General features: G+C 63.7%; 13 protein-coding genes and 1 tRNA gene. 7 read left to right on the top strand and 7 right to left on the bottom strand.

What is annotated here, in order from left to right; genetic code table 11:
- The first annotated feature begins 11 nt into the window (after positions 1 to 11).
- Positions 12 to 1,103 carry an AI-2E family transporter gene (locus tag BCCGELA001_RS19845; protein WP_008563857.1) on the top strand — a complete coding sequence of 364 codons (1,092 nt, stop codon included), beginning with the start codon at positions 12 to 14 and terminating at the stop codon, positions 1,101 to 1,103.
- 88 nt (positions 1,104 to 1,191) lie between these two features.
- Positions 1,192 to 1,584: an NUDIX hydrolase gene (locus BCCGELA001_RS19840; RefSeq protein ID WP_008563855.1), complete on the top strand. Its 393-nt coding sequence runs from the start codon at positions 1,192 to 1,194 to the stop codon at positions 1,582 to 1,584.
- Between the two features lie 138 nt (positions 1,585 to 1,722).
- On the opposite strand, the gene BCCGELA001_RS39310 is transcribed toward BCCGELA001_RS19840, so the two are convergent.
- Positions 1,723 to 1,857 (bottom strand): hypothetical protein, encoded by a 135-nt coding sequence (locus BCCGELA001_RS39310; RefSeq protein ID WP_257721911.1) that lies wholly within the window; start codon positions 1,855 to 1,857, stop codon positions 1,723 to 1,725.
- Positions 1,858 to 2,520: 663 nt separating this feature from the next.
- On the opposite strand from BCCGELA001_RS39310, the gene BCCGELA001_RS19835 reads away from it, so the two are divergent.
- Positions 2,521 to 5,628, top strand: a complete 3,108-nt coding sequence (locus BCCGELA001_RS19835; RefSeq protein WP_060736116.1) for a DEAD/DEAH box helicase — start codon at positions 2,521 to 2,523, stop codon at positions 5,626 to 5,628.
- Positions 5,629 to 5,957: 329 nt separating this feature from the next.
- Positions 5,958 to 6,620: a hypothetical protein gene (locus BCCGELA001_RS19830; RefSeq protein ID WP_060737738.1), complete on the top strand. Its 663-nt coding sequence runs from the start codon at positions 5,958 to 5,960 to the stop codon at positions 6,618 to 6,620.
- A 754-nt stretch (positions 6,621 to 7,374) separates the two neighbouring features.
- On the opposite strand, the gene BCCGELA001_RS37985 is transcribed toward BCCGELA001_RS19830, so the two are convergent.
- Entirely contained in the window at positions 7,375 to 7,527 is a 153-nt protein-coding gene (locus tag BCCGELA001_RS37985) for a hypothetical protein (protein WP_158511632.1), read from the bottom strand.
- 133 nt (positions 7,528 to 7,660) lie between these two features.
- Between BCCGELA001_RS37985 and BCCGELA001_RS19820 the strand changes: the two genes are divergently transcribed.
- A complete protein-coding gene (locus tag BCCGELA001_RS19820; RefSeq protein WP_008563829.1) occupies positions 7,661 to 7,873 on the top strand; it encodes a hypothetical protein in 213 nt (70 codons plus the stop codon).
- A 53-nt stretch (positions 7,874 to 7,926) separates the two neighbouring features.
- Here BCCGELA001_RS19820 and BCCGELA001_RS38430 read toward each other — a convergent pair whose 3' ends face one another.
- Entirely contained in the window at positions 7,927 to 8,097 is a 171-nt protein-coding gene (locus tag BCCGELA001_RS38430; RefSeq protein WP_008563828.1) for a hypothetical protein, read from the bottom strand.
- Positions 8,098 to 8,539: 442 nt separating this feature from the next.
- On the opposite strand from BCCGELA001_RS38430, the gene BCCGELA001_RS19815 reads away from it, so the two are divergent.
- Entirely contained in the window at positions 8,540 to 8,773 is a 234-nt protein-coding gene (locus BCCGELA001_RS19815) for a hypothetical protein (RefSeq protein WP_008563826.1), read from the top strand.
- Between the two features lie 906 nt (positions 8,774 to 9,679).
- A complete protein-coding gene (locus BCCGELA001_RS39455; protein ID WP_144441374.1) occupies positions 9,680 to 10,123 on the top strand; it encodes a hypothetical protein in 444 nt (147 codons plus the stop codon).
- A 59-nt stretch (positions 10,124 to 10,182) separates the two neighbouring features.
- Here BCCGELA001_RS39455 and BCCGELA001_RS19810 read toward each other — a convergent pair whose 3' ends face one another.
- The 4 genes from BCCGELA001_RS19810 to BCCGELA001_RS19800 all read right to left on the bottom strand — a co-directional run bounded on the left by BCCGELA001_RS19810 (position 10,183) and on the right by BCCGELA001_RS19800 (position 13,870).
- On the bottom strand, positions 10,183 to 10,398 hold the full coding sequence (locus BCCGELA001_RS19810) for a hypothetical protein (RefSeq protein ID WP_008563824.1): 216 nt from the start codon (positions 10,396 to 10,398) through the stop codon (positions 10,183 to 10,185).
- A gap of 69 nt (positions 10,399 to 10,467) precedes the next feature.
- Complete coding sequence (locus tag BCCGELA001_RS38165) at positions 10,468 to 10,614, bottom strand: hypothetical protein (RefSeq protein WP_162492956.1); 147 nt, start codon at positions 10,612 to 10,614, stop codon at positions 10,468 to 10,470.
- A 91-nt stretch (positions 10,615 to 10,705) separates the two neighbouring features.
- Positions 10,706 to 10,781 (bottom strand) — tRNA-Lys (locus BCCGELA001_RS19805).
- Positions 10,782 to 11,203: 422 nt separating this feature from the next.
- On the bottom strand, positions 11,204 to 13,870 hold the full coding sequence (locus tag BCCGELA001_RS19800; protein ID WP_060736115.1) for a glycosyltransferase: 2,667 nt from the start codon (positions 13,868 to 13,870) through the stop codon (positions 11,204 to 11,206).
- Positions 13,871 to 14,046 lie beyond the last annotated feature (176 nt).

Here is a 14,046-nt window from a genome sequence, read left to right as displayed (position 1 = left end):
AAGCAGTCGCCGTGAAAAGTCTCCGTCAGCTCCTGACGGGAGAGGATATCATCCAGCTCGTGATCCGGCTCGGCCTGCTCGCCCTGCTGATCATCTGGACCTTCCTGATCATCCGCCCGTTTGTGCCGATCCTGGCCTGGAGCGGCGTGCTCGCGGTTGCGTTCTACCCGGCCTTCAGCTGGCTGGCCAAGATCCTCGGCGGCCGGCCGAAGACCGCGGCTGCGCTCCTGACCCTGATCACGCTGGGCATCGTCATCGGCCCTGCGACCTGGCTCGGTCTCAGTGCGGTCGATGGCGTGCGGGAGCTGGCGCACCAGCTCGGCACCGGCGATCTCGCGCTCCAGTCGGCGCCGGAGCAGCTCAAATCGTGGCCGCTGGTCGGCCCGTGGCTCTATGAGCTCTGGGACCAGACCTACACCAACATCCGAGCGGTGTTGCGCGAGGTGGCGCCATATCTCCAGCCGCTGGCGGGACCGCTGTTGTCGCTCGCGGGCGATGCCGGCCTCGGCACTGTCCAGTTCCTGCTTTCGGTGTTCGTTGCCGGCTTCCTGTTTCCGCACGGACCGCGGCTGGTTGCGGCCGGCCGCAACTTCCTGTTTCGCATCGTGCCCGAGCAGAGCGAGCATTTCCTGGGGCTCGCGGGTGCGACCATCCGCGCCGTGGCGCAAGGGGTGATCGGCGTCGCGGTGGTGCAGGCGTTGCTCGCCGGTTTCGGCTTCAAGCTTGCTGCCGTGCCGAGCGCTGGCCTTCTCGCCTTCATCGTGCTGCTGCTCTCGATCGTGCAGATCGGCGCCTTTCTCGTGCTGCTGCCGGTGATCATCTGGATCTGGACCGCCAAGGACGTTACCACCGCGCTGCTGCTCACCGTGTTTCTCGTCCTGGTCGGCTTCATCGACACCATGCTGAAGCCGCTCGTCATGGGGCGCGGCCTGACCACGCCGACCATCGTGATCTTTGCCGGCGTGATCGGTGGCACGCTCGCCCACGGCATCGTCGGCCTGTTCATCGGGCCGATCATCCTGTCGGTGGCTTGGGAGCTGATGATGGCCTGGATCCGGACGGAGGACCGGGTGGAGGGGGCAAAGGCCGAGCCGACGCCCTGACGGCCTGTGGTCAAGCCGCGCCCTCAACTTGTCTATACGACTAGACAAGTTACGATCGGGACGATTCTGGTTTCGATTTTCGGCAGTGATGGCGAAGTCTTCCAAGCTGGTTGCCGCCAGGCGCGGCAAGGTGTTGTTGGTCAGACGCCGATCCGACGGTCTCTGGATGTTCCCGGGCGGCCGCAAGCGGGCGCGCGAGTCCGAGAAGGACTGCCTGCGACGCGAGATCAAGGAGGAGCTGCCCAAGCTGAAGCTCGGCCGGATCAGTCTCTGGAAGGAAGTGACGGCCAGGAATAAGCGCTCCGGCCGCAAGATGAGCGATGCCATCTTCATCGCCAAGGGCGCCAAGGGCAGGCTGACGATCGGCGACAAGAAAGAGATCGACCGCGCTGCCTGGCAGCGGCCCCGCGGCATCCGCCTGACGCCGACCTCGCGCTACATCCGCGACCGCCTGTTTCCGAGGAAGCCGCGGCGGGGGTGAGCTAATCCTCGCGTCCCGCCGATCGCGTCCGCCCGGCGAACGATCGCGAGCGAGCCGCTGTTCGCAGAACACGCGCAACAGTCATTGCTCCGCCGCGACGGGCGGCAATCTCGCCTCATCAAGCAGCCTGATCAGCCATTATTGCCTGGCCGCCATCGTCTCCAGGCAATGATGATATTCCGGGGCAACCTTGCTGGGATCGACCAGCGCCTGCGAACGGGCGGGCGCGGCTGCGAGCAATGCAACGGCCGCGATGAAAATCAATGGTTTCAAAGGAGCCTCCGTAAAAGGGAACATGCTAGCGCACGGCGTATGCACGCTCAAACCGGAAGAGATGCGGTACCCTGTTCCGGCGGGATCGGATCGTCGGTGCAGCAGATGTGCTTTGGAACGAGTCCGCTCCGCGCGCGTAGACTCCTGGCTCCCGGCCCATCCCCAAGCCCCAAAACCCCCGGGCCGCGAGAAAACCTTCCCCACAAGGTTGGCGACCTCAGGGCCTTCGCGCTGAGGTCGTTTGGCAAGGCGTGTGAACCAGTTCACAAACGCCCGGCGGAATCGCTGCTATGAAGATGTCATTGCTTAACTGATTTATTTCGAACGAAACGCCCCAGCGTGGCTCCAAGCGCTGGGGTTTTTCGTGCTTGCATGTGCACCAAGCGCCAGTTCCGATCTGTGGGGCAATCGCCGGTCAAACTATCGGGATCGCGATGGCACCTCTGGACGTTGCCCACCGCGTGCGTTCGCAAGCCAAATCCCATATGCATGGCGCCGGGCAGCCGAATCGGGACGAGAGCGGCTCGCGTTCGGCTGCCGACGGTTTACGACCAGAGACGGGTTCAAGTGAGGCTTTCCAAAAAAACACGGGCGACCAAAAAATCGCCCAAGAAGAGCAAGGGGTCGCACCGCGCATCGATCTCGTCTTCGTCGCCACTCGGAATGATGGCTCTGCATCTGCTTGCACAATGGAGGCAGTCCGGCAGTAGCGGTCTCGTCTTTCTGGCCGAGAGCGAGAACAGGGCAGAGCGGCTGGGCAGCGTCATTCACGCGCTCGATCCGTCCTGCGAGGTCCTGGTGTTTCCGCGATTGAACACGTTGCCGTTCGATCAGCTGGAGCCGTCCCACGAGCTCGCGGGGCGTAGAGCGTCGGTGCTGCGACGCCTCGCCAAATCCAGGAAGCCGTTGTTTCTGGTTTCGACGGCGGAGGCCGTGATGGAGCGCCTGCCGCCGCCGGCGAGCCTGTCGCGCCTGAGCGTGAGCCTGAAGGTGGGCGGCGCGTTCTCCGAGCAGGACCTCGAGACGCGCCTGCAATCCCTGGGTTACGATCTCGACGACGAGCCGGACTATCCGGGCGGAGCGCTGTTTCACGGCCAGACCTTCGAGATATTTCCCGCGGGCGCGCTGGGCCCATTTCGGATCGAGCATTCGGAGCGCGCGATCAGACGGATCGTGGCGTTCGATCCGCAAGAGCACGACATCATCTTCGAGACGAACGAGCTTGTGGTCGATCCCATGTCGGAGCGGCTCGGCTTCGCCGGCAAGCGAGGTCAGCGCGCCAGCTTGTTCGACTATTGCGGACGCGCAAAATGGGTCGCCGACGCCGGCGTTCCCTCGCACGTTGATGCCTGGCTCGGCACGATCGAGGAGGCCGCGCCGCGTGCGGAGCGGGAGCGTGAATATCTCGGACGCGCTGACTGGAAGCGGCTGTCCAAGGGCATGAAGGTGCTGCCGCGAACGGCATCGTTGCAGACCACGCCGGAGTTCTCGAAGCTGACCTCCGCACGGAAGGCGCTGCGGGCGTTCGTCGATGAGACGCGCCGGGCCGGTGCACGTTTGGTCCTCGTCGCAGCGATCGAGGACGATCTGCGCGTGATGGAGCGGATGGGCGGCGTCAAGGCGCAGCGCTGCGACGACTGGGCGGAGGCGACGAGCGGGCGGAACGGCGAGATGGCGCTGCTGGCCGATCTCGATGCGGGCTTCGTCCTGCCCGGCAAGAAGCCTCTGGTCGTCGTCACGGCGTCCGACGTGCTCGGCAGCCGCGCGCATCACCCGCAGCCGATGGCGCGGGCCTGGAGTGCGGCCTTCGATCATGCCGATGTGCCCGAGCAGGGCACGGTGGTCATCCATCTCCAGCGCGGGCTTGCCGTGCTCGACGGCTTGCAGACCGTGAACACGGGCGGTGGCGCGATGCGCGAGATGATCCGCCTGAAGTTCGCCGGCGACAATGCGGTGCTGGTGCCGCCGCCCGATCTCGCCTTGATGTGGCCTTACGCAACCGAGCTCGGCAAGCTCGCGCTCGACAAGGCGGATGGCAGCACATGGTGGGCGCGCCGTAGCGAAGCCGAGCGCGAAATCCAGGCTGCGGGCAAGGTGCTGGCCAAGCACATCAGCCAGCGCCGGCGGCGGCGCGGCGAAAAGCTGGTGCCGCCCGGATCTGCCTATGAGAAGTTCGTGGCGCGCTTTCCCTATTTCACCACGAGCGATCAGGCCAAGGCCATTGCCGACGTGCTTGATGACCTCGCCTCCGGTCACCCGATGGACCGCGTGATCTGCGGCGACGTCGGTTTCGGCAAGACCGAGGTGGCGCTGCGTGCGGCGGCCGCCGTCGTGCTGTCGGGCAAGCAGGTCGCGGTCGCGGTGCCGACGACGGTGCTGGCGCGCCAGCACGTCGCAACGTTCCAGAAGCGCTTTGCGCCGTTCGGCATCGAGGTGGGTAACCTGTCGCGGGCCACCTCGGGCGCGGAGCTGCGCGAGACCAGGGAGGGACTGCGCAGCGGCCGGATCAAGGTCGTGATCGGCACCCAGGCGCTCACGGGCAAGGACGTCAAGTTTAGCGATCTCGGCCTCGTCATCATCGACGAGGAACAGCATTTCGGCGCGGCCGAGAAGGCGAAGCTCTCGGGCCTCGCCAAGAACGTCCACGTGCTCATGATGAGCGCGACGCCGATCCCGCGGACGCTGGCTGCCGGCCTTGCCGGCTTCCGCGACCTCAGCGTGATCGCGTCGCCCCCGGTGCACCGGCTGCCGGTCGCAACGCGGATCGCGCCGCTGTCGGATGCGGCCATCGCTTCTGCGCTGCTGCGCGAGCAGCGCCGCCACGGGCAGAGCTTCCTGATCTGTCCGCGCATCCAGGACCTCGATCCCATGCTGGCGCGGGTGCAGGCGGTGGCGCCCGAGCTTCGCATCGTCTGCCTGCACGGACGATTGGGCGCCGACGAGATCGACGACCGCATGATGAGCTTCGTCGAGGGCAGGGCCGACGTGCTGCTCGCCACCAATATCGTGGAGAGCGGCCTCGACATTCCCCGCGCCAACACCATCGTGGTGTGCTGGCCCGAGAAGTTCGGCCTCGCCCAGCTGCACCAGCTCCGCGGCCGCGTCGGCCGCAGCGGCATCCGCGCCTTCGCTCATTTGTTGACCGAGGGCGCGTCCGGACAATCGGAGAAGCGGCTCGCCGTGCTCGAGGAGTTCAGCCGGCCGGGCGCCGGCTTTGCCATCAGCGAACGCGACCTCGATCTGCGCGGCGCCGGCGACCTGTTCTCCGAGCAGCAATCCGGCCATGTCCAGGTGTTCGGGCCGGTGCTCTACAGCCATCTCTTGAAGATGGCCTCGGAGAAGGCCGGCGAGGAGCGCGCCGCGGTGTGGGTGCCCGATTTGAACCTGCCGGTCCCGGACATGCTGCCCGAGACCTATGTGCAGTCCGAGCCCGTGCGGCTCGAGCTCTATGCGCGCGCCGCGAGATGCAATGACGAGGACGACCTCGACGACCTCGAGGAGGAGACCTCCCGCCGCTTCGGGCCCTTGCCGCAGGGCGCGGGTGACTTCTTCGCCGCAGCAAAGCTGCGGATCGAGTGCAAGCGGCGCGGCATCATCCGCCTCGACGTCGGCCCTGAGGCTGCCGCCGCAACGTTCCTGCCGGGCCGCTTACGGAAGTCGCGGGGCAAGTCGCTTCAACGCGATGGCGACCGCGTCGTCTATCACAGCCCGATGCGGGACGCGCCGTTCGAGCGGGTGGAGGAGCTGTTCGAGCTGCTGGACGAGGGGTGAGCTGCAAGGTGCGAAAACAACCCCATGCACAGTAGCGAAGTGCTTGTGCCACAACGTCTTTCCTATCGAGCGCAAAAGAGAACTTGCGGCGTCGGGCAAAACAGTGGCATTCTGCCAACTTCGGAAAATCCGTCACGCCTCCGGCGGGTTGGGCTGGGCGCATCGACCCGTACTCGACCGGGGTCGCTCGGCCGTCAGCCAGCCGCGCCGCTAACGTGGAATTAATCCAAAAAGCTCACAATTTTAGACAGTTGTGTATGGGTGCTGCGTAAAGGCGTCGTTGCGACGACGTTCCGTGGGCGGCCGCCTTTTGCTCGCTCATGGGGTCGATAGACGTGACCACGACTTACGAAACGCAAGGCTTCGCCGAAGAGTTCGACCCGGCCGCGCTCGCGGCCGCCGCAGCAACCCACGAACTCGCTGCCCCGGAAGTTCCTGCACAGATCACGCAGTCCAGCCGGAAATCGCTGCTGGCGCTGTCGCTGTGTGCCATCGCCATCAATGGCGCGGCAGCCATCTACACGTTGCCGTCCGATTTCCCTGCGCTCAATGTCGCGAGTTTCGCTCAACTGCTTCCGCGCCAGGAAGCGGCTGCGCCGAAACCGGATCCGGTCGTCACTGCCTTGAAAGAGATTCAGGCGGCCCAGCAGCAACACACCGCTTTGCTGCAGCAGAACAACCACGCGTCGCAGCAAAATACCGATTTGCTGCAGCAGGATTCGATGGTGCTGCTGTCATTGCGGCAGAGCATCACGGACGAACGGGCCGATGTGAAGAAGATCTCATCGCAGCTGTCGACACTGATCGCCAAGGTCGACTCGCTGCAAAACAGGATGATGTCGGACGTCACGTCGTCCGTCCGCAAAGCGAATGCCCGCTACGGACTGGCGATGCGCAAACGGATCGTGCCGGAAAATCAGCCCTTGGGACCGGTTTCGGTTGGTGGAGCACCGCTGGGCGTACCGGCACCCGTTTCAGCGCCGGAGAGCTGAGATCATACCGACGCCTGCAGATCGCGATCAGCGAATGGAGCTGCGCGTCGTTCCGTCATGACCGTCCGGTCGTGCGTTTCAGGAATTTGTGACTTGCTGCGGCGATGTCCGCATCCCAATTCCGGAATGTGCGATCAGATAGGCGGAGCAGGAACAATGCGTATATTGTTGGTGACGTTGCTCACGGCGGCTTCGATTGCCCAGGCCCATGCAGAGGCGAGGACGAACGTCCCGGATGCCTCGTGCAGCTATACGTTGTCGAGCGGGGAGACGTACAAGATCCCAGCGGGACAGAATCTCTGCTGGCGCGTCCCACCGCCGTCTTACAAGGTGTACACGCTGCTGCGTTGTGATCCTCCATTCCAGGAGCTCACCCGGGTGCGCCTGGGCGATGGCCAATGCAACAGGTACGAGGACCGCCAGTAGCGCGGCCGGGGAAGAGCCGCGAAGGTGGCTCTCTCTCGGAGAGCCTCTTCCGTGATGGAATAGAAGCTGGCCGCTGGACTGAGCAGAAGGACCGTGACCCAGAGCTTCGCGGCGCAAGAACGGCCCCTGTCGCCCTTGCAGGCCGAGCACTCCCGGCGCTCTTATCCCCAATTGGATCGGCAGCCGGGAGCATTGGGGGGCTGGAAAGCAAGCCGTCCCATGTTCGTCCGTCAACGACAATAGGGAGGACGCAGGAATCCCGTAGTTTGACGGAGTCCATTTTCGGAACGGGGTGTTCTACTGTGAGAACACCGGCGAGATTTGAGTATCAAGCAAATTTCAAGTTGCCCGGGATATGGCCGCAGTGGGGGCTGGAACCACGCTGCGGCTTTTCCCTGTCTGGCTCGAGCATGCCGCTGTCGAGCTGCAAAGCCGAAGCCGCTGCAAGCGATTCCTCCACCAACATGACAGCAAACAGCATGGCGAGCTGACCATCGCACGCGACAGCGGGACAGCTCGCGATTCTTTGTCCTGCTTGTGAAATCCCTGTCGTTGTGGCGAACCGATCTGCGCATCAGGTAACAGCCAGCGATTGCTCAATTGGAGCTGGTGCGATGCGTTCCCTGCTTGCGACGGGTCTATTGCTCGTCTTCTGCACCTCGGCAATTGCCGGACCGGTGCATCACGCCCGCGCACGCCATCCGGCGATGGACCGGACCCGCGCGAACACCAGTCCGCCCGTGCGCTTCGCGGTTCCAGGTTGGAGCGACGAGGCAACGGAACGCTGGCTCGACAACGCCTCGTCAAACGTCGGGCGGGGCGGATAGAGGCGGAAATCGGCGCCGGCAACCGGGGGGATGGCCCGGAAAGGACTCGGCGGCTAGGCCGCCTGCTCCTCGAACGAGGTGTAGACCCGGCCGTTGGGATCGACGACCTGAACGTCCCAGCACGCGTCCTCGACCAGCTCCCTGGCTTTCTTGAGGGCGGCAGCGAGCGAAGGTCGCTTGAGGCTGACGACGCCCGCCGTATCGAAACCGTTGATTTCAAACATGCCGTTCCTCCGGTTTTGGTGAAGCGTACACGTTTCTGAACGGATGTCAGCGGGTTTTGTGGGCGGGCGAGGAAGGGCACGCTCAGAGCGCCGTCTCATTGCGAGGAGGAGGGTATTTAATGCGAGGACGAAGGCTGAGCGCGATGGCCGCGAGCCTGACATCGACGAGCCAATCTCACGCGGGGCGCCGTCACGCCCGGCGACGGGCGCGACCTCGAAGCGGCTTGGCTCGCTCGATCGCCAAGTTGATCCGCGGCGCTCGCTCGCACGGCTCGCGATTGGTGAGCAGTGACGCACCGGGCCTGCCAGTGCACGCTGGCGGGCCTTCTTCACGAAGCTCTGATGACCGAACAAATCATTAACGAAGACCCCATAGTATATTTGGCCGTTGACCTGCATCCCGTCACCGCAGACGAGGTGGGTCTAGACGTAGGCCGACAACATGGCGGACCTCAGGGAGAAGTTGGACAAACTCCGTGCCGATGCCGCGGATTTGGTTCTAATGAGCAGGCGAACGAGCGACCCGCAAAAGCGCGAACTCTTCCAACGGTTGGCAGATGAGCTCGCGATAGAAGCTCTGGAACTCGAGCAGGTGGTGAAGGCTCAAAGCCGGCGTTCGGGTCCCAGCGACTTGGATAAAGTCGTGCCCCTCAAGGCGCGCCCGGCTCGTCGCTGACGCAGTCTCCATTTCCTTTGTGGGCCACCACTTAGATTGGCGGTCCTCGCTCAGGCTTGCGGTCCGTTCTGATCTGCCACGGCGCCGTTTCACCCGCTCTCTTCAACAGATGCGACGAAGGGGTTGGCGACCCACACGCGACCGGCAGCGTACGCGGCTGCATCACCGCCCTCCCGTGTGCATGGTGTGGGCATCAGAAGAATCGTGACCAAGCGCTTGATTTGTTGTGGTGAGCGCGCTGGGGCTCGAACCCAGGACCCCGCCTCAGAGCGAAGCTCCGATGCCTGGAGATCGCTGGCGAGGGCTTTGACGGCGTTGATGGAAGCGATCCCGAGCCTGTGTTGCTTCACTTCTACGGGATGTTCAGCTGGACGGACCCTCCGCCTAGTCAATCGGGCCGCCGGTTCACGTTGGCGGCTGTCCCACCTATCTCAAAACAGAACGCTGCCGGGCACGAAATACGTGTCCCGGCAGCGTCTCATTCTCAAACTGAGCGCTGAAATCCCAGTTGGCTTTGATCGTGCAGCGGCCATGCCACGGGCTTGTGACAATAGCAAAACGGCCTCAAGCAGGTCCGGGGCTGGCACGGACGCTGAGGCCGTTCGGCGCAACCCACGAACAGGCGCGCGTTGCATGATTTTCCCGATCGCGGCAGGATTTGCAAGGAATACTTGGACCAGCTGTACATTAATCAGCTCGAATGGAAACGTCGCGATCGAAAGCCTTCTGACAACAGAACCCGCCGGTTCACGCTGGCGGCGCTTCAGGTGGCTAGTAGTAAACTGATGCACCGCGGCAGGATCTTCGCGACGAGCGAAGTAAGAATTCGTGGAACCAATTAACAAATTTAAATTTATTTAAAGCGGTTTAATTTTAATCTGCTCTTGCCCTTGAAGGGGAAGCAACATGTCTAAGTTAGAAGAGAAAGACGATCGCCGGGAGTTCTTGAAGACGTGCGGCAGGTTTGCTGCGGTAACCCCGCCAGCGATGACCCTGCTTTTATCGACATCATTGACATCAACAGCCATCGCACATTCCGGCGGACGCGCCGTCGGAGGGAGCGGCGGCGGTGGCGGGCGCAATGGTTCGTTCTTCGACAATGATCGGGATGGCTCGGAGCACTCGAACAAAGAGCATTCCTCAGGCGGAGGAAAAGAGCATTCGTCAGGAGGAGGAGGGGGCGGCTCCGGTGGAGGTGGCCCGGGCGCGGCCGGCGGAAAGGGGTCGAAGGTCGCACATTCCGGCAATGGCGGCTCGCGATCTGGACAGGGCAGCGGCAACAAGATCTCGTCGGGCCTTGGCGGCGGCGGAGATGAGAAGGAAAAGAATGAAACGAGGGGGCGCGACTAAAAATCCCGCGCTCTCTCCACACAGACCTGGGGAAGTGATGACTCAGTTTCGGCCTTCCTTCACTTCCAAACCGGCGCACCTGTGCGAGCTCGTTCGCTGCGCGCGATCTCCTTGGCGATCTCCTCCGCTTCCATCTTGCTCGGGAGGCCGGTGATCGAGCGCCGGCCCGGGTTCTCGTCGAACTGCACGAAGGTGGAGACGCGGATCTCGTAGCGGTGGTTCAGGTCGCCATCGTCACAGCAGATGAGACGGACGTGCGTGTAGGGCTTGGACATGCCGCTATCGAGACGCGCCGCGCTCCAGAGTCAAATTATCGATCCTTAGCGGCGCGGAACGCGCGCGAGCTACTGCCCGTCGTGGGTGTGGATAGACGCTTCGTCCGGATCGGGAATCTTGCGCCGCTTCACGCGCTCTCGCCACCAGATGAAAACGAACAGCACAGCGCCGATCATGGCTTGGCCGGCGAACGCGACCAGCATTGAGCGCAGCATCACCGCTCTCCCGTGTGCATGACGTGTGCACGAGAGATTTTGCGGACTGAATTGGAAGACTTAGATCTGCGTCTAAGCGCTTGATTTGTTGTGGTGAGCGCGCTGGGGCTCGAACCCAGGACCCCGTGATTAAAAGTCACGTGCTCTACCGGCTGAGCTACGCGCTCCCATGGCCGCTGATGGCTTGACGTGGTCGCCATCCTGTCCGGACATTCGAGAAGCATGTCTTGCCGCGACGTTCGATTTGCGTCGCGAGGAAAACCGGCTGTTTCCGGATCATGCTCTCGGCCCGCGCTGTGTAGGGGGAGTGGCCGCGGAGGTCAATAGTGCGAGATGCTGCCGAAAGCGGAGGCAGGAGCGGGGATTCGCTCGCTGCGTCTACTGGTTAGGCCGACAATTTCAACCTGATTGGCCAGTCGTCATCCACGCGAACTCGATCGGGGCGCCGATCGAGCTGGGCCTGCATGGTTCGAGACGCCCGCTTTGGCGGCTCCTCACCATGAGGGCATTCCATCTCGCCGCAAAACGCGACCGCATCTGGGCCCGCCGGAGGCGGGCGTCTCGAAGGATGCGTCGCGGCCAGCTCCCGTCAGTTCGTCTCCCGCGGTACCTCGGTCGGCACGGCTTGCGGCGCGCCCACGGGAGGCAGCGCCACCGGGCGCAGGCCGATCAGCTCGGCGGAGCGGATCGCGCTGTCGCGCCAGAACTGGAACGAGTTGATGCGGCTGAGCTCGAGGATCGCGATCGCGACTGCGGCGAGGAATGGCAGGCTCTGCAGCACCAGCACGCCGGCGAAGATGTAGATCTCGGTGATCTGGCGGTAGCTGTTGGAGGCGATCAGGACCCCAGCGCCGATGATGAGGAGGGCGCCGATCACGGCCTCCCAGAACGCCTGGAACTCGATCGACATGCGGGACAGGCCGCCCTTGGAGGTGCGGGCGAAGGCGATGTGCTCGGTGATCAGGCCCTGCGCCACGGCGCGCGACACCGTCCATTGCACGCTCATCGCCGCGATCATCGCGCCCAGCATCTGGCCGGGCTTGATCGCGACGCGGGCGCGGTACATCGACAGGAAGTGCACCAGCGAGACGACGAAGGCGCCGATGATCGGCAGCGTCAGGATCTTGTCGGGAATGGCGATGTCGGCGAAGGCGACGATCGGCACCCAGACGAGGTTGAGCAGGGCCACGACCACGCCGAGGCTTTCGGCGCCCAGCCAGTTCAGCCAGCCGAGGCCGTATTCGCGTTTCTGGTCGGGCGTCAGCCGGCTCTTGCCGGGCAGGAACTGGCGCCAGTGCTTCTTGACGATCTGGAGGCCGCCATAGGCCCAGCGGTGACGCTGCTTCTTGAAGGCCTCGTAGGTGTCGGGGAGCAGGCCCTGGCCGTAACGCGTGTTAGTGTAATGGGTGACCCAGCCGAGCTCCTGGATGGCTAGGCCGAGATCGGAATCCTCGCAGATCGTGTCCGACGACCAGCCGCCGGCCATGTCCATCGCGGCGCGGCGGATCAGGCACATCGTGCCGTGCACGATCACGGCGTTGAGCTCGTTGCGCTGGACCATGCCGATATCGAAGAAGCCGGCATATTCGCCGTTCATGATGTAATGCATGATCGACAGGTCGCCGTCGCGATGCTCCTGCGGCGCCTGCACGAGGCCGACGCGCGGATCGGCGAACGCCGGCACGAGGTCCTTCAACCAGTCGGGCTCGACGACATAGTCGGCGTCGAGGATGCCGATGATCTCGGCGTCCACCGCGGTGCGATCCATTGCGATCCGCAAGGCGCCGGCCTTGAAGCCCTGCACCTTCTCGGCGTTGATGAACTTGAAGCGTTCACCGAGCGCGCGGCAATGGTCCTGGATCGGCTGCCAGAAGGCCGGATCAGGCGTGTTGTTGATGATGACCACGCATTCGTAGTTCGGATAGTTCAGCCGCGACAGCGCATCGAGCGTCTGCTTGAGCATGTCGACCGGCTCGAAATAAGCGGGGATGTGGATCGAGACCTTCGGGTAGTAATTCTCGGGCACGTTCTCGACCGGCTTGTCCTTCGTGATCAGCCGCTGCGGCGGCCGGCCGAAGGCGACCGCGGCGATCTCGTCGATGCGCGCCATCGCAATGAGAACGAGAGGAACAAGGAGGATCATGCCCAGTGTCAGCGCGAAGGCCGAGCCGAAGATGAAGTAGTGCGTGTTCCAGAACGCGAACACGGTGGCCGCCCAGGCGCCGACGCCATTGGCCGTCGCCGACAGCAGGAAGGCTTGCCTCGCAGTTGGCTTTTCGATGCGCAGGATCGGCAGCGACAAGAGGATGCCGACCAGCAGGGCGATGCCCATCAGCTTCCAGTAATCGGGGTTCTCGACAGGGCCGGTCCAGGCGAATTTCGGCTCGCGGCTGGCGTTGAGGATGCCCCAATACGGACCGACGCCGCCTTCGAAGAATTTCCAGGGCTGATCGATCGCTTCGACGATGTTGTATTCCATGCCGATGGCTTCGGCGCGGGTGACGAAATTGCGCAGGATCACCGCCTGCTGGAACGCGCCGGGATCGGCGTTGCGTAAGTTGTAGCCCTGGCTCGGCCAGCCGAACTCGGCGATCACGATGCGCTTGCCGGGGAACAGGTTGCGCAGGAGATTGTAGCGGTCGACGGCCTGATCGACGGCCTGGTCCGAGCGGAAGTTTTCCCAATAGGGCAGCACGTGGGCGGCGATGAAATCGACGTTGGAGCCGAGATCGGGATTGTCGCGCCAGATGTTCCAGATCTCGCCGGTCGTGACGGGCACGCGGACCGCGCCCTTGACCTTCTTGATCATGCCGATGAGGTCTTCGACCTTCTGCTCGCCGCGGTAGATCACCTCGTTGCCGACCACGACGCCGACGACGTTGCTGTTCTTGCGGGCGAGCTCGATCGCAGCCTTGATCTCGCGCTCGTTGCGGTCCTTGTCCTTGTCGATCCAGGCGCCGACGGTGACCTTGAGGCCGAACTCGGCGGCGATCGGCGGCACCAGTTCCACGCCGCCCGTGGATGAATAGAGGCGGATCGCGCGCGTCATGGTCGACAGCGTCTTCAGGTCGGCGCGGATTTTCTCGACGGTCGGGATGTTGTCGATGTCGGGGTGGGCGGAGCCCTCGAACGGCGCATAGGAGACGCTGGGCAACAGGCCCTTGAAGTCGGGCGCGGGTACCTTTTCGTGCATGACTCCCCAGACGCCGGCGTGGAGCGCAGACACGAGCAACAGAACGGCGGCGACAACGCGCATCGCGGCTAAACCAATAGGGGCTGAGGTGGCAGGGCAGCGGATCCGACCCCGAGATCCGACCAAGTCCGCGGCAAAGGGAGCATACCTCTGCCGCGCGGTTTCTCAACTGTCATGGCCTCATGTCCTTCTGAGGGCATGGCCTTTGTCGAACGACGCGCGGCAGTGCCAACCGTGTC

It is taken from the genome of Bradyrhizobium sp. CCGE-LA001, from assembly GCF_000296215.2.
Classification (GTDB): Bacteria; Pseudomonadota; Alphaproteobacteria; order Rhizobiales; family Xanthobacteraceae; genus Bradyrhizobium.
The sequence above is the reverse complement of the archived record's forward strand: the minus strand, read 5'-3'. Positions and strand labels throughout refer to the sequence as shown.

Coding starts and splice junctions, on each gene's coding strand:
- BCCGELA001_RS19840 (WP_008563855.1), top strand. CDS start 1,192: ATGGCGAAGTCTTCCAAGCTGGTTGCCGCCAGGCGCGGCAAGGTGTTG.
- BCCGELA001_RS19835 (WP_060736116.1), top strand. CDS start 2,521: ATGATGGCTCTGCATCTGCTTGCACAATGGAGGCAGTCCGGCAGTAGC.
- BCCGELA001_RS37985 (WP_158511632.1), bottom strand. CDS start 7,527: ATGCTGTTTGCTGTCATGTTGGTGGAGGAATCGCTTGCAGCGGCTTCG.
- BCCGELA001_RS19820 (WP_008563829.1), top strand. CDS start 7,661: ATGCGTTCCCTGCTTGCGACGGGTCTATTGCTCGTCTTCTGCACCTCG.
- BCCGELA001_RS38430 (WP_008563828.1), bottom strand. CDS start 8,097: ATGTTTGAAATCAACGGTTTCGATACGGCGGGCGTCGTCAGCCTCAAG.
- BCCGELA001_RS19815 (WP_008563826.1), top strand. CDS start 8,540: ATGGCGGACCTCAGGGAGAAGTTGGACAAACTCCGTGCCGATGCCGCG.
- BCCGELA001_RS39455 (WP_144441374.1), top strand. CDS start 9,680: ATGTCTAAGTTAGAAGAGAAAGACGATCGCCGGGAGTTCTTGAAGACG.
- BCCGELA001_RS19810 (WP_008563824.1), bottom strand. CDS start 10,398: ATGTCCAAGCCCTACACGCACGTCCGTCTCATCTGCTGTGACGATGGC.
- BCCGELA001_RS38165 (WP_162492956.1), bottom strand. CDS start 10,614: ATGCTGCGCTCAATGCTGGTCGCGTTCGCCGGCCAAGCCATGATCGGC.
- BCCGELA001_RS19800 (WP_060736115.1), bottom strand. CDS start 13,870: ATGCGCGTTGTCGCCGCCGTTCTGTTGCTCGTGTCTGCGCTCCACGCC.